Origin of the sequence: Chelativorans sp. M5D2P16 (genome assembly GCF_034427935.1) — a bacterium.
In the GTDB taxonomy this organism is placed as follows: Bacteria; Pseudomonadota; Alphaproteobacteria; order Rhizobiales; family Rhizobiaceae; genus Chelativorans.
On record NZ_JAXQNM010000042.1, the window covers coordinates 243,681 to 263,394 of the forward strand.

The following is a 19,714-nucleotide window of genomic DNA, read 5'->3' on the forward strand; positions in this document are numbered from 1 at the left end:
TCCACCCGCGCAGCCCATCTCGCCTGGGAGTATTCGTATGCCGCGTTGGGCCCGTGCCTGGTTTGTGTTTGTGCTGATATCCATGGTGGCCATTGTCGTGTCCGGCGCCCCGCCCGTGGCGGCGAATGAGGCGCGAGCGGCCGAGCGCGGTCCCAGCGGCCTGCCGCTGCCGCGCTTCGTCAGCCTCAAGTCGGGGCGAGTCAACATGCGCGTGGGTCCGGGGACCAGCTACGCCGTGAAATGGCTCTATACGAAAAGCGGCCTGCCGATGGAGATCATCCAGGAGTATGACAACTGGCGGCAGGTGCGCGATGCCGACGGGGCGGAAGGCTGGATCAACCAGGCGCTCCTATCCGGCCGGCGCACGGGCATCGTCGCGCCCTGGTTCAAGGGCAAGGCGACGACGCTGCCGCTCCTGGCGAGGCCGCGGGAGGACGCGCAGCGGGTGGCCGAAGTGGAGCCCGGCGCGATCGGCGAGGTGCGCGAATGCGACGGAAAATGGTGCCGCATGGATTTCAACAGACACACCGGCTGGATCCGCCAGGCCACGCTCTGGGGGGTTTATCCCGACGAAATCATAGAGGAATAGCGGCTTTTCCACCCAGCTTGTGCCTGAAGCACATCCAGCCGAGGACAGAAGCCTGAACGCTGCCGCGCCCGGGACTTACCGCCTGCGCGGGCGCAGCCGCACCATGATGTCGACATGGGCGATCTCCATGCCGTCGGGCGGGGCAGGCAGGTTCGACACGCTCACCGGTCCTTCCGGAATGTCGACGAGGCGGTTCTCGCCTTCCAGGAAGAAATGATGGTGGTCGGAGGTATTGGTGTCGAAATAGGTTTTCGAGCCTTCGACCGGCAGGATGCGCAGCATGCCTGCCTCGGTGAACTGGTGCAGGGTGTTGTAGACGGTGGCCAGGGAAACGCGGACGCCGGCCCCCAGCGCTTCCTCGTGCAGTTCCTCCGCCGAGATGTGGCGGTCGCCCTCCGCGAACAGAAGCTGCGCCAAGGCGACGCGCTGGCGCGTGGGGCGCAGGCCCGCCTCGCGCACGCGCTTCTCAAGCGTGGCACCGTTCGGTTGGGTCCGTAAAGCGGTCAAGGAAACCTTTCCTGCCCTTATGGTCATCTCGTCCAAACGGCATCAGGAACGCCATTTGCCTGCCCCACATATATTCCGGGACGCAAAAGCGATCAATAGAGCCTCCGTGCACAAGAGCACGCGATTCGGGCGCCGGATAATGGCGCGATCCTGTTTCCTACCGCAAACAAGCTGTGATAGGGAGACACGACCAAACGGCCCGGCAGGGCGGCGAATGAGAATGAGACTACATGGCGCAGACGAAATCCAGCTACAATTACGAAGACCTCCTGGCCTGTGCCCGCGGCGAGCTGTTCGGCCCGGGCAATGCGCAGCTTCCGGCACCGCCCATGCTCATGTTCGACCGCATCACCGATGTGCAGGTTGAGGGCGGTGAATTCGGCAAGGGCTATATCCGGGCCGAGCTCGACGTGAAGCCCGACCTGTGGTTCTTCGACTGCCACTTCATCGGCGACCCGGTGATGCCGGGCTGTCTCGGCCTCGACGCCATGTGGCAAATGACCGGGTTCTTCCTCGGCTGGCTCGGCGAACCCGGCAAGGGGCGCGCCATCTCCACCGGAGAGGTCAAGTTCAGCGGCATGGTCACGCCGGATGTCAAGCGCGTGGAATACGGCGTCGACTTCAAGCGCGTGATGCGCGGCCGCCTCGTGCTCGGCATCGGCGACGGTTGGCTAAAGGCTGACGGCGAGACCATATACAAGGCTTCCGACCTGCGGGTCGGTCTGTTCAAGCAGGATGCGGCATAGGCCGCGGCACTTTCAACAGATGCGGGCGACCAGCCTCAAAGCCCCAGGGAGAGCGACATGAGACGCGTCGTAGTCACCGGCCTCGGTATCGTTTCGTCGATCGGCAACAATGCCGAGGAGGTCAAGGCCTCGCTGCGCGATGCCAAGTCGGGCATCAGCTATTCAGAGGCGTTCGCCGAGCACGGCTTCCGATGCAGAGTCTGGGGCGCGCCGACGCTCGACCCGACGGAACTGGTCGACCGGCGCGCCATGCGCTTTCTCTCCAAGGGCGGCGCCTGGAACCATGTCGCGATGGAGCAGGCCATCGCCGACGCCGGGCTGGAAGAGAAAGACGTCACCAATGAGCGCACCGGCATCATCATGGGGTCCGGCGGGCCGTCGACACGCACCATCGTAGAGGCGGCCGACACGACCCGCGAGAAGGGCTCGCCGAAGCGCATCGGCCCCTTCGCCGTGCCGAAAGCCATGTCGTCCACGGCTTCGGCAACACTCGCGACCTGGTTCAAGATCCACGGCGTGAACTATACGATCACGTCGGCCTGCTCGACCTCGGCGCACTGCATCGGCAACGCCGCCGAACTCATCCAGTGGGGCAAGCAGGACATGGTCTTCGCCGGAGGACACGAGGATCTCGACTGGACCATGTCGAACCTGTTCGATGCCATGGGCGCCATGTCGTCCAAGTTCAACGACACGCCCGACAAGGCCTCGCGCGCCTATGACGTCAACCGCGACGGCTTTGTGATCGCCGGCGGCGCGGGCGTTCTGGTCCTGGAAGAGCTGGAGCATGCCAAGGCGCGCGGCGCCAAGATCTATGGCGAGCTCACGGGCTACGGCGCCACCTCCGACGGCTTCGACATGGTGGCCCCCTCGGGCGAGGGCGCCGTGCGCTGCATGCGCCAAGCGCTGTCCACCGTGAACGGCAAGGTCGACTACATCAACACCCACGGCACCGCCACGGAAGTGGGGGATTCGCGCGAGGTGGAGGCGATCCGCGAGATCTTCGGAGACGGGATGCCCCACATCGCCTCGACCAAGTCGCTCACCGGCCATTCGCTCGGCGCGGCGGGGGTGCAGGAGTCGATCTACGCGCTCTTGATGATGCGGGAAGGCTTCATCGGCGAGAGCGCGCACATCGAGGAACTGGATCCCGAATTTGAAGGTGTACCGATCGTGCGCAAGCGCATCGACAACGCCAAGATAGACACGGTGCTTTCGAACTCCTTCGGCTTCGGCGGCACCAACGCGACGCTCGTTTTCCAGCGTTACGCAGACTGAAGGAACGGGCGATGGAAGGTTTCATGAAGGGCAAGCGCGGCCTCGTCATGGGGGTCGCCAACAACCACTCGATCGCCTGGGGGATCGCAAAAAGGCTTGCCCAGCACGGGGCGGAACTGGCCTTCACCTATCAGGGCGAGGCATTCGGCCGGCGCGTCAAACCGCTCGCAGAGCAGACCGGCTCCAAGCTGCTCCTGCCTTGCGACGTGGAAGACAGCGCCACGATCGACAATGTGTTCGAGACGCTGGCGAATGAGTGGGGATCGCTGGACTTCCTGGTGCACGCGATCGGCTTCTCCGACCGTAACGAGCTCAAGGGCCTCTACGCGAACACCACGCGGGAGAACTTCATCCGCACCATGGTGATCTCCTGCTACTCCTTCACGGAAGTCGCGCGGCATGCGGCGGCGATGATGGACAAGGGCGGCAGCCTGCTGACCCTCACCTATGCCGGCTCCGTGCGAGTCATGCCGAACTACAATGTGATGGGCGTGGCCAAGGCGGGGCTCGAGGCGAGCGTGCGGTATCTGGCCAACGATTACGGCCCGCGCGGCATCCGCGTGAACGCCATCTCGGCAGGGCCCGTGCGCACGCTGGCCGGCGCCGGCATCTCCGACGCACGGCACATGTTCACCTATCAGAGCCGCAACTCGCCGCTGCGCCGCACCGTCTCGATCGACGAGATCGGCGGCTCGGCGCTCTACCTCTTGTCGGACCTTTCGTCCGGCGTGACGGGGGAAATCCACTATGTGGATTCGGGCTACAACATCGTGTCGATGCCCACGCTGGACGAGTTGAAGCAGTCCGGCGAGGTAGCCGAGGAGGCAGAGGCGGAGAAGTAACCGCCAAGCGCGCTCGCCCTTCGACAAGCTCAGGATGAGGGCTACTGGCATGCTTGTGCGGACACCTCAACAGGCTCTCACGGCGAGCCCCTCGCAACAGCCCTCACGGTGAGCCCGTCACAATAGCCCTCATCCTGAGCTTGTCGAAGGGCGAGGGCGCTTGGCACCGCTCATAGCGCATATTTCGCATTGCGACTGAACGGCCGCCTCTACCGCCGCCCCCACAGCACCTTGAACGTGGCGTCGCGGCAGATTTCGCCGTGGCGTGGAAAGGCGCTTTCCATCGCCGCCTCGTAGGGCAGCGGACGGTTGGCGACGAGGAACAGCCTGCCGCCGGGCCTCAGCGCCCCGGCCGCGACGGCGATCATGCGGCCGCCAACGCCGGGCTCCGCCGCGCGGCCGGTGTGAAAGGGCGGGTTCATGACGATCGCGTCATAACGGCGCTCGACCGGTTCCCCCAGAAGATCTTGCCAGAAGAAGCCGCAGGGGCGGCCGGGCGTATGGGCCACCATATTCCGTTTCGCCGCCTCCAGCGAGGCGAAATGCGCTTCGTAGAGGTCGAGCGAGCGGGGTGCGAAACGCCCAGCCACGCGCGTGGCAAGATAGCCCCAGCCGGCGGCGAAGTCGGCGACGTCGCCTGAAAGGTCGTCCGGCAGGTTGTCGGCCAAAAGGCGTGAGCCTGCGTCTATGCCATCCTCCGAGAAGCCGCCCGGGGCCGTCTCGAAGCCAGCGGCGGCGGAAGCTCCGGCAGGCGCCAGCGCTTCGGTCACCGCCGGAGACAATTCGTCCGGACGCCTCAGCCAGAAGACGATGCCGTGATGCTTTGCGGCATGGTCCTCCAGCGGCATAAACCCGGCCATGCGTCTACGGAAGCTCGCCGCACCATCCTTCTTCGTGCCTGCCGCGACGATCAGCCCGCCAGGTTTCACACGCTGCAGCGTCTCCGCAAGGGCCTTTTCATTCCCGCGGCGATGCCGGGTCATAAGCAGGATTGCGGCGTCGTAGCCCTCGTGTTCCGCTTCCGGCGTGACGGTGAAGCCGGCCCGCTCCAGCGCCAGATAGTCCGACCGGAAGCCTTGCACGAGATGGAACGCGGCGGCAAAGCCGTCGGGCAGATGGAGCCCCGCCCGCGCCCCGACGAAAAGCACGCGCTCGCCCGCTGCCGGTGCATCGAGCATGCCGCGATCGAAGGGGAAGAGGAGGGTGGGAAGCGCTTCGTTCATGGGAGGTTCTATAGATCAATTCCAGGAAAAGTGGGACCGGCGCCAGCTGATAGATATTGCAAGTCTCCCTCACCGACGGCAGTCCAGGACAAGGCGAAATGTCGAAAAGGCGCCAGCCTTCGTCTGCCGGTCATGCCGTGACCTGAATGCCCAAGCATCGTTGCAGGACAAAGAAAAACGGGCGCGGCATGGCCACGCCCGTTTTTCAATAGAGCGAATGCGAAGGGATCAGCCCTCGGCCTCTTCCGTCGCTTCCTTCTTCTCGCGCGCGATTTCCTTGCCCGTCTCCTGATCCACGACCTTCATGGACAGGCGCACCTTGCCGCGCTCGTCGAAGCCCATCAGCTTGACGAAGACCTTATCGCCTTCCTTGACGACGTCGGTGGTCTTCTGCACGCGCTCGGGCGCGAGCTGCGAGATGTGCACCAGGCCGTCCTTGGGGCCGAAGAAGTTGACGAAGGCGCCGAAGTCGGCGGTTTTCACGACGGTGCCCTCATAGATCTCGCCCACCTCCGGCTCGGCGGTGATGGAGTGGATCCACTTGCGGGCGGCCTCGATCTCCTTGCCGTTGGAGGAGGCGATCTTGACCGTGCCGTCGTCGTCGATGTTGATCTTGGCGCCGGTCTTTTCGACAATCTCGCGGATGATCTTGCCGCCCGTGCCGATCACATCGCGGATCTTGTCGGTCGGGATCTGCATCACCTCGATGCGCGGGGCGAATTCGCCCAGCTCACCGCGGCTCTCCGACAGCGCTTTGGACATCTCGCCGAGAATGTGCAGGCGCCCGTCCTTGGCCTGGTCGAGGGCGACCTTCATGATCTCCTCGGTGATGCCGGTGATCTTGATGTCCATCTGCAGCGAGGTGATACCGTCATCCGTACCGGCGACCTTGAAGTCCATGTCGCCGAGATGGTCCTCGTCGCCCAGGATATCGGAGAGGACGGCAAAGCGGTCGTCTTCCTTGATGAGGCCCATGGCGATGCCGGCGACGGGCTTAGCGAGCGGCACGCCCGCATCCATCAGCGCCAGCGAGGTGCCGCAGACGGTGGCCATGGAAGAGGAGCCGTTCGACTCGGTGATCTCCGAGACCACGCGAAGCGTATAGGGGAACTGCTCCGGGGTCGGCAGGAGCGGATGAACGGCGCGCCAGGCGAGCTTGCCGTGACCGATCTCGCGCCGGCCGGGCGAACCCATGCGGCCCGTCTCGCCCACCGAATAGGGCGGGAAGTTGTAGTGCAGGAGGAACGTTTCCTTGTAGGTGCCGGTCAGCGCGTCGACATACTGCTCGTCCTCCCCGGTGCCGAGCGTGGCGACCACCATGGCCTGCGTCTCGCCGCGGGTAAAGATGGCGGAACCGTGGGTGCGCGGGAAGACGCCGACTTCCGCCGAGATGGGACGCACGGTCTTCAGGTCGCGCCCGTCGATTCGGCCGCCGGTGTCGAGAATATTCCAGCGCACGATCTTGGCCTGGAGCGCCTTGAAGACGGTGGAAACCTGCTCCGGTGTCCACTTCGTCTCCTCGGCGTCCTCGGGAAGGAAGGTCTCCTTCACCTTGGTCTTGGCCGCGTCGACGGCCGCATAACGGGCCTGCTTGTCGGTGATCTTGTAGGCCTCGCGCAGGTCGTTCTCGACGACCTTCAGCATCTCGCCCTCGAGCTCGGAAAGATCCTCGGGGAGGAACTCGCGCGGCTCCTTCGCCGCTACCTCGGCCAGCTTGATGATCGCGTCGATGACGGACTGGAAGCTCTTGTGGCCGAACATGACCGCGCCCAGCATGACGTCCTCGGGAAGCTGATGTGCCTCCGATTCCACCATCAGGACGGCGTCCTGCGTGCCAGCGACCACGAGATCGAGCTTGGTCTCCTCCATCTCGTCGATATGCGGATTGAGCACGTACTCGCCGCCGATATAGCCGACGCGCGCGGCACCGATCGGCCCCATGAAGGGGACGCCGGAAAGCGTCAGGGCGGCGGACGCCGCGACCATGGCCACGATGTCGGGATCGTTCTCCAGATCGTGCTGCAGCACGGTCAGGACGACCTGCGTGTCGTTCTTGTAGCCGTCGACGAAGAGCGGACGGATCGGCCGGTCGATCAGGCGCGACGTCAGCGTCTCCTTCTCGCTCGGACGTCCTTCACGCTTGAAAAAGCCGCCCGGGATCTTGCCGGCGGCGAAGGTCTTCTCCTGATAGTTGACGGTGAGCGGGAAGAAGTCGAGGCCCGGCTTGGGCTCCTTCGCCGAAACGACCGTGGCCAGAACCACCGTCTCTCCGTAGGTGGCGAGCACCGCACCGTCCGCCTGGCGGGCGATCTTGCCCGTCTCCAGGGTGAGCGGACGCCCACCCCACTCGATTTCCACTTTGTGCTGATTGAACATGTCTTGTCCTTGTTAACCGAAGGTCCTCACGCCGCTTCCGGCATGCGGATCCTTGCTCGCTTTCATTCGGGACGAGCCATGGGCAAGACAACGGGAAGCTTGGGTTCGCGCCGCTCCGGCGCGACAAGCATCCTGCAATCCTGCCCCATGACCTGTCCGTCGTGCGCCTCCTTATCCAGAGGCATTCGCCCGCGCCTCGGCGCCGGGCGATAAACGGCGGCGGGCCCCGAGGAGCCCGCCGGCCGAAACTAACGACGCACCCCGAGCCGCTCGATCAACGTCTTGTAGCGGCTCTCGTCCTTCCTCTTCACGTAGTCGAGGAGACGGCGGCGCTGCGAGACGAGCTTGAGCAGACCACGGCGGGAATGGTTGTCCTTCTTGTGGTCCTTGAAGTGCTCGGTCAGGTTCTTGATGCGCTCGGTCAGGATGGCGACCTGGACTTCCGGCGAACCGGTGTCGCCGCTCGCGGTCGCGAATTCCTTCAAAAGCTCCTGCTTGCGCTCGGCAGTAATCGACATCGAAACATCCTTTCTGTCATTCGAGGAACTTGCCGCCCATGGCCGGGATGTCGTCCAGCCAGGGCCGTTGCCATCGCGCGGCTGAGCACACGATACCGCCGCGCATATAGTGCATTGTGGGGGGGATTGCCAGCCAAAAGCGCAATCGGGTCAGTACCCGGCGTCGGGAGCGCGGTGGGCGCGATCCGGCAGCACGCGCTCGACCGGAATCCTGAAAACGCACTCCAGACCGTCACGGTGGAAGGTGCGCTCGATCTCGGCGTCAAGCGTACCGCCGAGCATCCGTTCGATGATCTCGGTTCCAAAGCCGAACTTCACCGGACGGCGTCGGCTGAGGCGAGCGAGATGCTCCCGCCAGTGGATAACCAGCTTCTCATCCTCCACGCGCCAGGAGATCGAAAGCCGGCCGCTCCTGGTTGCGAACGCGCCGTATTTCGAGGCGTTGGTGGCCAGTTCGTGAATCGCAAGGCCGATCGTCTGGGCGGCCTGGCTGGCCAGCCGGAAGTGCGGACCGGAAAGCTCCAGCCGCTTGGCGTCGTCGGGTCTGAACGGCTCGATCTGTGCCAGCAGAAGCTCGCGCAGTTCCACGCCGGTCGCGCCGCCGGCGATCAAGAGGTCGGTCGAGCGCGCCAGGCCATAGAGCCGCTTCTGGAAGGAATCGAGGAAGGTCGGCAGCGAGCGGGCATTGCGTGCCGTCTGCTTGGCCATGGACGCGACGACGGTGAGCTGGTTCTTGGCCCGGTGCGCCACTTCGCGCATGAGAAGCCGGATCTCGTTCTCGGCCTGCTTCCTGTCCCCCGCCGCTTCGGCCAGAGCCGCCGAGACGGTGGTCACCTCGGCAATGGGATAGATCGCCGCCTTGACCGGCTCGCCGGCGCCCAGGCGCCGCGCGTCGTCCGCCAGACGGCGCACCGGCTTGGCGATCTGGCGGCCCAGGAACCATGCCGCCGCCATGCCGATGGCGATGATGATCAGGCTGCCGCCCAGGAGCAGGCGCAGCGAACGTCGCATCGGCTCCTCGACGGAGGAGCTCGGCGCCCACACGACCACTTTCCAGCCGCTGAGATCCGATTCCTCGACAATGGCGACATAGGTGTCCTCCTGGAAATTGCCCTCCTCCGGCTCACGGGGCCGGGCAATCTGCGGTGACACGTTGCTGTCGATGTCGAGGAAAAAGGGCTTGCCAATATCGGAGGAGAGATAGGAGGAGACGATCACGGTGCCATCGCGGTCGATCAGGGAGGCGTTCCAGCCACCGCGGAGCATCTGCTGGGAAAGGGTGTTGGCCAGGGACACCACATCGCGAGTCATTACCAGTAAGCGCGGCTCACGGTTATCGACCAGATAGGGCAGAATGACGTTGAACACCCATTTGCTCGACGTACGGCCGAAGAAGACGCCCGAGATCGTGGCCGCGCGCGAGTCGAGCGCCGTCTGTGCAGACCTCGGGTCCGAGGTAGGATCGAGCTCGGTACCATACGGCACTCGTGTATTCAGCATCTGGCCCAGATTCTCGTCGAGCAGGATCAGATAGGATCCGGTGCCCGCGAGCGCCAGTTTTGCACGGTCGTAGAAATCCGGAATATTGTCCGCCGCCAGCGTCGGCGTGGTGGAAAGCACCCTGAGCGTGGTCAACATTCCGCTCAGTTCGCGATCGACCGCCTCCGCGACCGAACTCGCCATGGCTTCCGTAAGGGTGTTGACCACCTCCCTCTGCGCCGCATCGTTGCGCTGCAGCAAGACGATCGAAATGGCGAAGGCGGGGATGATGGTTGCAGCAATGAACAGAAACAGAAAAAAGCTGATCGGCTTCGGACTGGTCAGTCCGGCACGCAGCCGCTGGGCGAATCCGCCCGGCGCCGCATAGGGAGCGCTCTCATCCGTTTCCACGTCTTGCCTGGCCATGTGCCTGTCCAACCCGCATCATTGCTTCAATGCTAAAGTCGGGCAAGCGTTGCAAGTACCTGAAGCGCCGCACGCGATGCGAAGCGTTTATTGACCGAAAACGCGTTTCGGCTTGAACTTGCCTGCCTCGACCATGCCGATCGCCACCAACCGGCCGCGCGCGCTGGCCCAGGCCTCGGGCGCTTCCACCGGCGCGTCCCGTCCGCGCACGATCACCGGATTTCCAAGGCGGATGCGCGCCGCCGCATCATCGCTCAAGACCACCTCCGGAAGGCCGTCGAGGGCGGCGGCGATATCCATCAGACAGCCGTCGAGTGCAGCAAAGCGCTCCTCCTCGTCGGTCGCTTCCGCGGCCGCTTCCTCAAGCGCCTTCATTGTAACGAGTTGTTCCGCTTCGAAGGGATAGACCTCCGTGCGCCGCAGGTCGGCCACGTGGCCGTAGCAACCGAGATCGCGCCCCAAGTCACGGGCGATGGAGCGCACATAGGTTCCCTTCCCGCACTCGACCTCCAGCACGGTGCGTCCGGATTCGGGCATCTCGACGATGTCGAGCCGGCCGATTTCCACCTCGCGGGCGGCGATTTCCACCGTCTCCCCTCCGCGCGCCAGATCGTAGGCGCGCTCGCCGCCGATCTTCACGGCGGAAAACTGTGGGGGAGTCTGCATGATGAGACCGGTGTAGCGAGGCAGCAGCGCCCGGATCTCGGCCTCCGATGGACGCTTTTCCGAGCTTTTGACCACCGGCCCTTCCAGGTCGTCCGTCGAGCGTTCCTCGCCCCAAGCGACGGTGAAGCGGTAGACCTTGGCGCCTTCCATCACATAAGGCACCGTCTTGGTCGCCTCTCCCAGGGCGATGGGCAGCATGCCGGAGGCAAGCGGGTCGAGCGTGCCAGCATGGCCCGCCTTCTGCGCCTTGAAAAGCCACTTCACCTTGGAGACGGCCTCGGTCGAGCCCAACCCGGCGGGCTTGTCCAGCACCAGCCACCCGGAAACGGGCCTGCCCTTCTTCTTTCCCCGGCGCGCCATCAGGCAAGCCCCCTCAAGAAGCGGCTACCCTTCATCATTCCCATCGTCATCCTTGTCCAGATCCCGCGCTACTTGCGGTGATTTCAAAAGCTTGTCGATCTTCTCGAAATTCTCGAAACTCGTGTCCAGGCGAAAACGGAATTCGGGCATGTATTTCAACTGTCTGAGCGCGGGCGCGGCGCGCCCGCGAATGAAGCGTGCGTTGCGGTTGAGGGCATCGACGACCGTTTCCTTCTCCTCGACGCCGAGCGGTGAAACGAAAGCAGTGGCAATCTTCAGGTCCGGGGACATGCGCACCTCGGAAACCGATATGACCACGCCTTCAACCTGCGGATCGCGCACATCACCGCGCTGGAGGATTTCCGCCAACGCGTGGCGGGCCTGCTCACCGACGCGAAGCTGTCGTTGTGACGGGGCGGAAGTAGCCATGGCTCGTCTCTTGGAAAAAGATTGCGCCGACACGCGCATCGACGCTTTGCAAAAGGTTCATTCAGGATGTGCCCGTCATATGCCGTCGCGGTTCGACGGGCTCACCCCGAGGGCTCGTGTCTGCGCCTATACATTTACGCCGAAGCTTGCCGTGAGGTTTGCCGCGCCTTCACCCTCCTCCTGAGCCGGATGACGGTGAAAGCGTTACCCGTCTCGTCCCTTTACAGCGTCCGCGTCACCATCTCAACGCGGTAGGCCTCGATGACGTCGCCGACGCGGATGTCCTCGTAGTTCTCGAAGGCCATGCCGCATTCCTGGCCGCCGGGCACTTCCGACACCTCGTCCTTGAAGCGCTTGAGCGTCTTCAGCTTGCCCTCGTGGATCACGACATTGTCGCGGATGAGGCGCACGCCGGCACCGCGCTCGACCTTGCCTTCGGTGACACGGCAGCCGGCCACCTTGCCGACCTTCGTGATATTGAAGACCTCGAGGATCTCGGCATTGCCGAGGAACGTCTCGCGCCGTTCGGGCGAAAGCAGGCCGGACATGGCCGCCTTGATGTCGTCCACCAGGTCGTAGATAATGTTGTAGTAGCGAATTTCGACGCCCGACTGTTCGGCCGCATCGCGCGCCTGCTTGTTGGCGCGGACGTTGAAGCCGATGATGGCGGCCTCCGAGGTCTCGGCCAGCGTGACGTCGCTCTCGGTGATCGCGCCCGCGCCGGAATGAACGATGCGCGCACGCACCTCGTCCGTCCCCAGCTTTTCGAGCGCGGCGACAATGGCCTCGATGGAGCCCTGCACGTCACCCTTGATGATGAGCGGGAATTCCTTCATGCCGCTCGACTGGAGCTGCGACATCATCTGCTCGAGTGAGCCGCGGCTTCCGGCCTGACGCGCCACGGCACGCTCACGTGCCTTGCGCTGGCGGTATTCGGAGATCTCGCGGGCGCGCGCCTCGTTCTCGACCACCGCGAAACGGTCGCCGGCCTGCGGCGTGCCCTGAAGACCGAGGATTTCCACCGGCGTGGACGGCCCCGCCTCCTTGACCTGCTCGCCACGCTCGTTGACCAGCGCGCGCACGCGGCCCCACTCGTTGCCGGCGACGATGATGTCACCGGGCTTCAGCGTTCCGGCCTGCACCAGCACCGTAGCCACGGAACCGCGGCCCCGGTCGAGCTTGGCCTCGATGACCACGCCTTCGGCGGTGCGCTCCGGATTGGCCTTGAGCTCCAGGATCTCGGCCTGGAGGAGAACTGCCTCCAAAAGCTTGTCGAGATTGGTGCCCTTGACGGCGGAAACCTCGACGTCCAGCACGTCGCCGCCCATCGATTCCACGAAGACCTCGTGCTGGAGAAGCTCCGTGCGCACTTTCTGGGCGTCGGCTTCCGGTTTGTCGATCTTGTTGATGGCCACGATGATCGGCACACCAGCCGCCTTGGCATGATTGATGGACTCGATCGTCTGCGGCATCACGCTATCGTCGGCGGCGACCACCAGGACGGCGATATCCGTCGCCTGGGCGCCGCGGGCGCGCATGGCGGTGAAGGCGGCATGGCCCGGCGTGTCGATGAAGGTGATCGCCTGGCCATCCTGCTCCACCTGGTAGGCGCCGATGTGCTGGGTGATCCCGCCGGCCTCGCCGGAGACCACGTTGGCATGGCGGATGGCGTCGAGCAGGGAGGTCTTGCCGTGGTCGACATGGCCCATGATGGTAACCACCGGCGGCCGCGGCTGGAGGTCCTCGGACTTGTCGGCGATGTCGAAAAGACCTTCCTCCACATCCGACTCGGCCACGCGCTTGGCGGTATGGCCAAATTCAACGACCACGAGTTCCGCCATATCGGCGTCGATCACGTCGCCGGGCTTCATCATCTGGCCCTGCTTCATGAAGTATTTCACGACGTCGACGGCGCGCTCGGCCATGCGGCCGGCCAGTTCCTGGATGGTGATCGTCTCGGGAATGACCACCTCGCGCATGATCTTCTCGCGCGGCTCCTGGTGCTGCGAGCGCTTGAACTTCTCCTGACGGCGGCGCATCGCGGACAGCGAGCGGCTGCGGGTCTCCTCGTCGGAAAGCGCGGAATTGAGGGTCAGCTTGCCGCGCCGGCGCGGCTCCTCACCGCGCGGCTTGGCCGGACGGGCCGGCGCCTCGGGCTTGGGCGCCGCGCTGCCACGCTTTGCAGGGGTGCGGCGGCCGCGCTCCTCTTCGCTCGTCGTCTCCTCGACGGGCGCTGGTGTCCCGGTCGTCGGGGCGCGGCGGCGCGCTTCTTCCTCGGAACGCTGGCGCGCCTCGGCCTCCGCCTTCAGGCGCGCCTCCTCCTCCGCCTGGCGGCGGGCGGATTCCTCGCGCTCCAGGCGGCGGCGCTCTTCCTCCTCGGCGCGGCGCTTGGCCTCCTCGGCGGCGCGCTGGCGCTCTTCCGCCTCCCGCACCCTGGAATCCTGCAGGGCCCGGCGGCGCGCTTCCATCTCTTCATTGGAGAGTTCGTTCAGCACCACGCCGGAGCGGCCCTGGGCCGGCTGCGGCCTGCGCGCCTCGCGTGCCGGGGCCTCTCGTGCGGGCGCCTGCTGGGCCGGCGCCGGGGCCTGCGGCTTCGCAGGTGCCGCGGGCGGGGGGGGCGCCTGGTCGGTGCGCTCGTCGGGCCGTGAGAACTTGCGCTTCTTGGTTTCGACAACGACCGATTTCGTGCGCCCATGCGAAAAATTCTGGCGCACCGTGCCCTGCTCGAGCCCCGGCCGTTTCAGCGTCAGCGTCTTCTTCGTGTTGACGCTCAGCGTCTTGTCGTCACCAGTCTTCGTATCAGTCATTCCATATCCTCTGCGGCGTCTGCCGCACCCGACGCCGGAATATCCGGAGCAATGCCCCGAAAGGCGGCGAGCGTCACTAGACGTTTCAGCGCTGCCTCGCCCGGCCCCCGGTCGAGCACGGCAGCATGTATCACATTTGTCGCCCCCAATGCCAAACTCATTTCGGCTTCCGAAAAGAGTTTGAATGCCGGCACCTTTTCGCCACCGACATGGGCTGCCGCTCTCCGCGCGGCCGTAATCTTGCGGATGCCGTCCTGCGATGCTTCGGCCGCATGCAGCACCGCAACGGCCTTGCCGCCGCGCACCGCGGCTTCCACCTTCGTCGCACCCAATGCCACGGCTCCGGCCTTGCGCGCAAGGCCGAGCGTGCCCAAAGCGCCGGAAACCATCAGGGCATCGACCCTTTCGGCCAGGTCCGGCGGCGCGCTCACGGGCGCCTTGAGCGCCCGCTTGAAGAGATCCCTGGCGACCGCCTTTTCGACCAGACCCTTCTCAGCGCCGACCCAACAGCCCCGGCCCGGCAGCTTCCGCTTCAGGTCCGGTACGACGGCACCATCCGGCCCCGCGACGAACCGGATCAACTCCTCCGGTTCCCGCGTCTTGCGCGTCACGATACATGTGCGGTCGTTCATCGCGTTTCACAAGACCCGTTGTCGCGCGGTCAGCCATTTCAGGCTTCCGTCGCCTCGCCGGCGGTCTCCTCCGCCTCGGCTTGGTCCGCCTTCAGGTCCTCCTCGGTGATCCAGCCCGCCTTCAGGCGCGCGGCGACGACCATCTGTTCAGCCTCGGCCCTGCTGACGTCGAAATTGGAAAGCACGCCGGGGAAGAACTTGTTCTCGCCGTCCTTGCGTTCCCGCCAGCCGACGAGATCGTCTGCCGCGTAGCCGGCGAAATCCTCGATGGTCTTCACACCGTCCTCGCTCTCGCCCAACGCCACCATCATCGCGGTGGTGATGCCGGGAATCTCACGCAACTCGTCGGCAACGCCCAGTTCCTTGCGCCTGGCATCCTGCTCTTCCTCGACGCGCTCCAGATATTCGCGCGCCCGCGCCTGGATCTCCGCTGCGGTCTCTTGGTCGAAGCCCTCGACGGCCGCGATTTCGTCCGCTTCCACGTAGGCCAGTTCCTCGACACTGGTGAAGCCTTCCGAGGCCAGCACCTGCCCTACCATCTCGTCGACGTTGAGCGCGTCCATGAAGAGATTCGACCGATCGCTGAACTCCTTCTGACGGCGGCTCGATTCCTCTTCCTCGGTCAGGATGTCGATGTCCCAGCCGGTGAGCTGCGAGGCGAGCCGCACGTTCTGGCCGCGCCGGCCGATGGCGAGCGAAAGCTGGTCGTCGGGCACCACCACCTCGATGCGCTCGGCATCCTCGTCGAGCACCACCTTGGCGACCTCGGCCGGCTGCAGCGCGTTGACGATGAAGCTCGCCGCATTCTCGTTCCAGGGGATGATATCGATCTTCTCACCCTGCAACTCGCCGACCACGGCCTGGACGCGGCTGCCGCGCATGCCCACGCAGGCGCCGACGGGATCGATCGAGGAGTCGTGCGAGATCACGGCGATCTTGGCGCGGCTGCCCGGGTCGCGGGCCACCGACTTGATCTCGATGATGCCGTCATAGATCTCCGGCACCTCCATGGTGAAGAGCTTTGCCATGAACTGGGGATGCGTGCGCGACAGGAAGATCTGCGGCCCGCGCTGTTCGCGGCGCACGTCGTAGACATAGGCACGCACGCGGTCGCCATATTTGAAAATCTCGCGCGGGATCATCTCGTCGCGGCGGATGATCGCCTCGCCGCGGCCGAGATCGACAATGACGTTGCCGTATTCGACGCGCTTGACCGTGCCGTTGACGATCTCGCCAATGCGATCCTTGTATTCGTCGTACTGGCGGTCGCGCTCGGCCTCGCGCACCTTCTGCACGATCACCTGCTTGGCCGACTGTGCGGCGATGCGGCCGAAATCCATCGGCGGGAGCTGCTCGGCGAGAAAGTCTCCGATCTGGGCGTCCGGGTTGCGCCCGCGCGCCAGCGAAAGTGGTATCTGCCGCGCCGGCTCCTCCACGTCCTCGACGACCTCCATCAGGCGCTGAAGCTTCATCTCGCCGGTCTTCGGGTTGATGTCGGCGCGAATGTTCGTCTCCTGTCCGTAGCGCGAGCGCGCCGCCTTCTGGATCGCATCGGCCATGGCGGTAATGACGATCTCCTTGTCGATGGACTTCTCGCGCGCCACCGCGTCGGCGATCTGCAAGAGCTCCAGCCTGTTTGCACTGACTGCCATTTTCGTCTCCCTGGACATGAAGCCGCGCGATGCCGCGCCGGCCGTACATAAAAGTCTCGTTCGCCGCAGCCCGCCGAAACGAACGGAAGCGGGCTGCGCTATTCCTCGCCCTCGGCCTCGCCGCCGCGTCGCCGCGCCTTCTTGCGCTGGCGGCGCTCTTCCTTTTCCTTCTTCAGCGCCTCGCGGATCAGCGCATCGGTCAGCACCAGCTTGGCCTGGCCGATCGCTTCCAGCGGGATCTCCGCCGACGCTTCGCCGTCCTCTGCCTTCTCGAGATCGATCGTCAGCACGCCGTCCGCGCAGCCCGAGATCTCGCCACGGAAACGCTTGCGCCCACCGACCATCACCGAGGTCTCGATCTTCGCCAGATGACCGACGGCAACCTCGAAATCGGCTTGCCGCACGAGCGGACGGTCGATGCCCGGCGAGGATATCTCCAACTGATAGGCGCTGTCGATCGGATCCTCGACGTCGAGCGCGGGCGAGATGGCGCGGCTTGCCTCCTCGCAGTCTTCCACCGACATGGTGCCGTCCGGGCGCTCCGCCATGATCTGCAGCGTCAGCCCGTCCTGCGCGGACAGGCGGACGCGCACCAGCCGGTAGCCGAGCGCATCGAGCACCGGCATGACGATGCCCGCCACGCGCGCTTCGATGCCCGTCTCCTGAATGATGCGATCGTCCTGCATCGGCTATCCCGTCTCGATGGGCCCAAGGCTAACAAAAAAGAGCGGGACCGGTGGGACCCACTCTTCGCCTTACGACCAAGAATTTCAGAAAGCATATAGACGAGACGGCCCGCCATTTCAAGCACGATGCCCGTCGGTGGCTGTTGCGCTGCACAAATGCATGGCTGGCCTGCCGTATCGGCACTACCGCGCGGGCTCCGGATTGCTTAATTACGCTGCAGCGCACAATAAAGGAGCACAGACATGCGTAGAGGACATTTCGTAAGGGGTGTGGGTGAGTTCTTCGAGACTCTCGGCAGCGCCATCGCGGTTTCCGCCGCGGTGCGTGACCGCCGGCCGGCCCGCGCCAGCGACCTGGCACGCCTCGGCATCGACGCGGAACGTTTCCGGCAGATGAGCCGCTACTGATCAGCGCCGCAGGAAGGTGAGATAAGCCGGCTTGCGCCCTTCGCGCACGGCTTTCCCCTCATACCGCGTTCCCGGCCACGCGGGATAGGGTTCATGCCAGTCCTCGGCGCTGGCGGCCTGCCAGAGGAAGGCGGGATGGGCGCGGCAATGGATCAGCGTCCAGTTGACGTAGCTGTCGATATCGGACGCGAAGCGGAATTTCGCCCCCGGCCTCATGACACGGGCGAAGCGGTCGAGATTGGCGGCGCTCACAAAGCGGCGCTTCCAGTGCTTCTTTTTGGGCCAGGGATCGGGATAGAGCAGGTCGATCCCCGACAGGCTGGCTTCAGGCAGCCAATCCAACAGTGCCGTGGCATCGTCGTCGTAGAGGCGAAGATTGGCCGGGATTTCTTCACCCAGGGCGGAGAGCAGCTTGGCCATGCCGTTGACGAAGGGCTCGACACCGATCATGCCCGTTTCGGGGGCTCGTTCGATCTCCGCCATCAGATGCTCGCCGCCGCCGAAGCCGATCTCCAGCCGGACATCGCGGACCGGACGCGCGAAAAGCGCACGGACGTCCGCCGGTGCTTCATCATCCAGATTTAGCCGCAGGCGCGGCAGCACGGTTTCCAACAGGGCGTGCTGACGCGGACGCAGCCGCTTGCCGCGGCGGCGCCCGAAAAACGCCTCCGTGCTGCGTTCCGGGTGGTCGGCGGTCATTGCATCGGCTGCGAAGGGTCAGGCCGCGGCGGCCAGCGCCTGCTTCAACGACTTGGCCAAATCCAGCCGCTCCCAGGAGAAGGAACCGTCGCGCCCCGGCTTGCGGCCGAAATGGCCGTAGGCTGCGGTCTTGGCATAGACGGGGCGGTTCAGGTCGAGATGGCGCCGGATTCCGGACGGCGAAAGATCCATTGCCTGGCGGATGGCGATTTCCACCTCCTCCTCCGTGACGCGGCCCGTCCCGTGCAGGTCGACATAGACCGAAAGGGGCTGGGCAACGCCAATGGCGTAGGAAAGCTGAATCGTGCAGCGGTCGGCGAGGCCGGCCGCAACGACATTCTTGGCCAGGTAGCGCGCGGCGTAGGCGGCCGAGCGATCCACCTTGGTCGTGTCCTTGCCGGAGAACGCGCCCCCGCCATGGGGTGCCGCGCCGCCATAGGTGTCGACGATGATCTTACGGCCGGTCAGCCCGGCATCACCGTCCGGCCCGCCGACCACGAACTTGCCGGTGGGATTGATGTACCAGTGGCAGTTATCGTCGACCGCAAGCCCGCCGCTCGACAGCGCCTCGCGGATATAGGGCTCCACCACCTCACGCACCTTCTTGCTGTCCCAGGAAGGATCGAGATGCTGGGTGGACAGCACGATCTCGGTGGCGGCCACCGGTTTGCCGTCGGCGTAGCGCACGGTCACCTGACTCTTGGCGTCCGGGCCGAGCTTGGCCGCATCGCCGACCCCTGCCTTGCGCGCCTCGGCGAGAAGCTGAAGGATGCGATGGGCATAGTAGATCGGTGCCGGCATGAGATCCGGCGTCTCGCGGCAGGCGTAGCCGAACATGATGCCCTGGTCGCCCGCGCCTTCCTCGCCCTGCCGGTCGGCGGCGCTGTCGACGCCCTGGCCGATGTCCGGCGACTGGCCGTGCAAAAGCACGTCCACCTTGGCGTTCTTCCAGTGGAAACCGTCCTGCTCGTAGCCGATGGAACGGATCGCGCGGCGCGCAGCCGAACGGAATTTGGACGGGTTGATGAGGGGATTGCCGAACTTGTCCTTGAGAATGTTACCGTCCTTGTCCCGCTTGAGCAGGCTCTGCGGCACGCGCACCTCGCCGGCGATGACGACGCGGTTGGTGGTGGCCAGCGTCTCGCAGGCAACGCGGACCTTCCACGGATCCATACCTTCCTTCCTCGCCTCACGGTAGACGAGATCGACAATCTCATCCGAGATGCGGTCGCAGACCTTGTCCGGATGACCTTCGGAAACCGATTCACTTGTGAAGAGATAGTTCTTGCGCGCCACGGGTGACCCCACTGAGAAAAAACCGGCATTCGGCAATCTGGCGAAAACCTTGTTAGCCGGTCGCCACAGAATTGGTCAAGAAATTTGGTCGCCCG

Annotated in this window: 18 protein-coding genes; 5 read left to right on the forward strand and 13 right to left on the reverse strand. The window is 64.9% G+C overall.

The genetic code is table 11. The features are described 5' to 3' along the window. The first annotated feature begins 37 nt into the window (after positions 1-37). Positions 38-589, forward strand: coding sequence for an SH3 domain-containing protein (locus SIN08_RS23375; protein WP_322454021.1), 552 nt, complete (start codon positions 38-40; stop codon positions 587-589). A 75-nt stretch (positions 590-664) separates the two neighbouring features. Here the strand turns inward: SIN08_RS23375 and irrA are convergent, their stop codons facing one another. After that, on the reverse strand, positions 665-1,096 hold the full coding sequence (gene irrA / locus SIN08_RS23380) for an iron response transcriptional regulator IrrA (RefSeq protein WP_322454022.1): 432 nt from the start codon (positions 1,094-1,096) through the stop codon (positions 665-667). A 230-nt stretch (positions 1,097-1,326) separates the two neighbouring features. On the opposite strand from irrA, the gene fabA reads away from it, so the two are divergent. Genes fabA through fabI form a run of 3 tightly spaced genes read left to right on the forward strand, consistent with a single transcriptional unit; the run spans position 1,327 to position 3,962 of the window. Further along, entirely contained in the window at positions 1,327-1,842 is a 516-nt protein-coding gene (gene fabA, locus SIN08_RS23385) for a 3-hydroxyacyl-[acyl-carrier-protein] dehydratase FabA (RefSeq protein WP_322454023.1), read from the forward strand. Between the two features lie 57 nt (positions 1,843-1,899). Next, positions 1,900-3,120, forward strand: a complete 1,221-nt coding sequence (gene fabB / locus SIN08_RS23390) for a beta-ketoacyl-ACP synthase I (RefSeq protein ID WP_322454024.1) — start codon at positions 1,900-1,902, stop codon at positions 3,118-3,120. 11 nt (positions 3,121-3,131) lie between these two features. After that, a complete protein-coding gene (gene fabI / locus SIN08_RS23395) occupies positions 3,132-3,962 on the forward strand; it encodes an enoyl-ACP reductase FabI (RefSeq protein ID WP_322454026.1) in 831 nt (276 codons plus the stop codon). Between the two features lie 209 nt (positions 3,963-4,171). Here the strand turns inward: fabI and SIN08_RS23400 are convergent, their stop codons facing one another. From SIN08_RS23400 to rimP, 10 genes are all read right to left on the reverse strand, one after another. Next, positions 4,172-5,185: a class I SAM-dependent methyltransferase gene (locus SIN08_RS23400; RefSeq protein ID WP_322454027.1), complete on the reverse strand. Its 1,014-nt coding sequence runs from the start codon at positions 5,183-5,185 to the stop codon at positions 4,172-4,174. Positions 5,186-5,413: 228 nt separating this feature from the next. Beyond that, positions 5,414-7,561 carry a polyribonucleotide nucleotidyltransferase gene (gene pnp / locus SIN08_RS23405; protein ID WP_322454028.1) on the reverse strand — a complete coding sequence of 716 codons (2,148 nt, stop codon included), beginning with the start codon at positions 7,559-7,561 and terminating at the stop codon, positions 5,414-5,416. Between the two features lie 248 nt (positions 7,562-7,809). Next, complete coding sequence (gene rpsO / locus SIN08_RS23410; RefSeq protein WP_322454072.1) at positions 7,810-8,187, reverse strand: 30S ribosomal protein S15; 378 nt, start codon at positions 8,185-8,187, stop codon at positions 7,810-7,812. Between the two features lie 42 nt (positions 8,188-8,229). Continuing rightward, entirely contained in the window at positions 8,230-9,984 is a 1,755-nt protein-coding gene (locus tag SIN08_RS23415; RefSeq protein ID WP_322454029.1) for a sensor histidine kinase, read from the reverse strand. Positions 9,985-10,071: 87 nt separating this feature from the next. Beyond that, entirely contained in the window at positions 10,072-11,010 is a 939-nt protein-coding gene (gene truB / locus SIN08_RS23420) for a tRNA pseudouridine(55) synthase TruB (protein WP_322454030.1), read from the reverse strand. Positions 11,011-11,034: 24 nt separating this feature from the next. Beyond that, positions 11,035-11,439, reverse strand: coding sequence for a 30S ribosome-binding factor RbfA (gene rbfA / locus SIN08_RS23425; RefSeq protein WP_322454073.1), 405 nt, complete (start codon positions 11,437-11,439; stop codon positions 11,035-11,037). A 221-nt stretch (positions 11,440-11,660) separates the two neighbouring features. Then, on the reverse strand, positions 11,661-14,246 hold the full coding sequence (gene infB, locus SIN08_RS23430) for a translation initiation factor IF-2 (protein WP_322454031.1): 2,586 nt from the start codon (positions 14,244-14,246) through the stop codon (positions 11,661-11,663). Continuing rightward, positions 14,243-14,878: an RNA-binding protein gene (locus SIN08_RS23435; RefSeq protein ID WP_322454032.1), complete on the reverse strand. Its 636-nt coding sequence runs from the start codon at positions 14,876-14,878 to the stop codon at positions 14,243-14,245. Before SIN08_RS23435 ends, infB begins: the two co-directional genes overlap by 4 nt. A 38-nt stretch (positions 14,879-14,916) precedes the next feature. Further along, positions 14,917-16,530, reverse strand: a complete 1,614-nt coding sequence (nusA, locus tag SIN08_RS23440) for a transcription termination factor NusA (protein ID WP_322454033.1) — start codon at positions 16,528-16,530, stop codon at positions 14,917-14,919. A gap of 98 nt (positions 16,531-16,628) precedes the next feature. Continuing rightward, on the reverse strand, positions 16,629-17,216 hold the full coding sequence (gene rimP, locus SIN08_RS23445) for a ribosome maturation factor RimP (RefSeq protein ID WP_322454034.1): 588 nt from the start codon (positions 17,214-17,216) through the stop codon (positions 16,629-16,631). Between the two features lie 243 nt (positions 17,217-17,459). On the opposite strand from rimP, the gene SIN08_RS23450 reads away from it, so the two are divergent. Then, positions 17,460-17,624 (forward strand): hypothetical protein, encoded by a 165-nt coding sequence (locus SIN08_RS23450; RefSeq protein WP_322454035.1) that lies wholly within the window; start codon positions 17,460-17,462, stop codon positions 17,622-17,624. On the opposite strand, the gene SIN08_RS23455 is transcribed toward SIN08_RS23450, so the two are convergent. Further along, the gene (locus SIN08_RS23455) at positions 17,625-18,323 is read right to left on the reverse strand and encodes a tRNA (guanosine(46)-N(7))-methyltransferase TrmB (RefSeq protein ID WP_322454036.1); all 699 of its coding nucleotides are present in this window, start codon (positions 18,321-18,323) and stop codon (positions 17,625-17,627) included. A gap of 18 nt (positions 18,324-18,341) precedes the next feature. After that, on the reverse strand, positions 18,342-19,619 hold the full coding sequence (metK, locus tag SIN08_RS23460; protein WP_322454037.1) for a methionine adenosyltransferase: 1,278 nt from the start codon (positions 19,617-19,619) through the stop codon (positions 18,342-18,344). Positions 19,620-19,714 lie beyond the last annotated feature (95 nt).

Coding starts and splice junctions, on each gene's coding strand:
- SIN08_RS23375 (WP_322454021.1), top strand. CDS start 38: ATGCCGCGTTGGGCCCGTGCCTGGTTTGTGTTTGTGCTGATATCCATG.
- fabA (WP_322454023.1), top strand. CDS start 1,327: ATGGCGCAGACGAAATCCAGCTACAATTACGAAGACCTCCTGGCCTGT.
- fabB (WP_322454024.1), top strand. CDS start 1,900: ATGAGACGCGTCGTAGTCACCGGCCTCGGTATCGTTTCGTCGATCGGC.
- fabI (WP_322454026.1), top strand. CDS start 3,132: ATGGAAGGTTTCATGAAGGGCAAGCGCGGCCTCGTCATGGGGGTCGCC.
- SIN08_RS23400 (WP_322454027.1), bottom strand. CDS start 5,185: ATGAACGAAGCGCTTCCCACCCTCCTCTTCCCCTTCGATCGCGGCATG.
- pnp (WP_322454028.1), bottom strand. CDS start 7,561: ATGTTCAATCAGCACAAAGTGGAAATCGAGTGGGGTGGGCGTCCGCTC.
- SIN08_RS23415 (WP_322454029.1), bottom strand. CDS start 9,984: ATGGCCAGGCAAGACGTGGAAACGGATGAGAGCGCTCCCTATGCGGCG.
- truB (WP_322454030.1), bottom strand. CDS start 11,010: ATGGCGCGCCGGGGAAAGAAGAAGGGCAGGCCCGTTTCCGGGTGGCTG.
- rbfA (WP_322454073.1), bottom strand. CDS start 11,439: ATGGCTACTTCCGCCCCGTCACAACGACAGCTTCGCGTCGGTGAGCAG.
- infB (WP_322454031.1), bottom strand. CDS start 14,246: ATGACTGATACGAAGACTGGTGACGACAAGACGCTGAGCGTCAACACG.
- SIN08_RS23435 (WP_322454032.1), bottom strand. CDS start 14,878: ATGAACGACCGCACATGTATCGTGACGCGCAAGACGCGGGAACCGGAG.
- nusA (WP_322454033.1), bottom strand. CDS start 16,530: ATGGCAGTCAGTGCAAACAGGCTGGAGCTCTTGCAGATCGCCGACGCG.
- rimP (WP_322454034.1), bottom strand. CDS start 17,216: ATGCAGGACGATCGCATCATTCAGGAGACGGGCATCGAAGCGCGCGTG.
- SIN08_RS23450 (WP_322454035.1), top strand. CDS start 17,460: ATGCGTAGAGGACATTTCGTAAGGGGTGTGGGTGAGTTCTTCGAGACT.
- SIN08_RS23455 (WP_322454036.1), bottom strand. CDS start 18,323: ATGACCGCCGACCACCCGGAACGCAGCACGGAGGCGTTTTTCGGGCGC.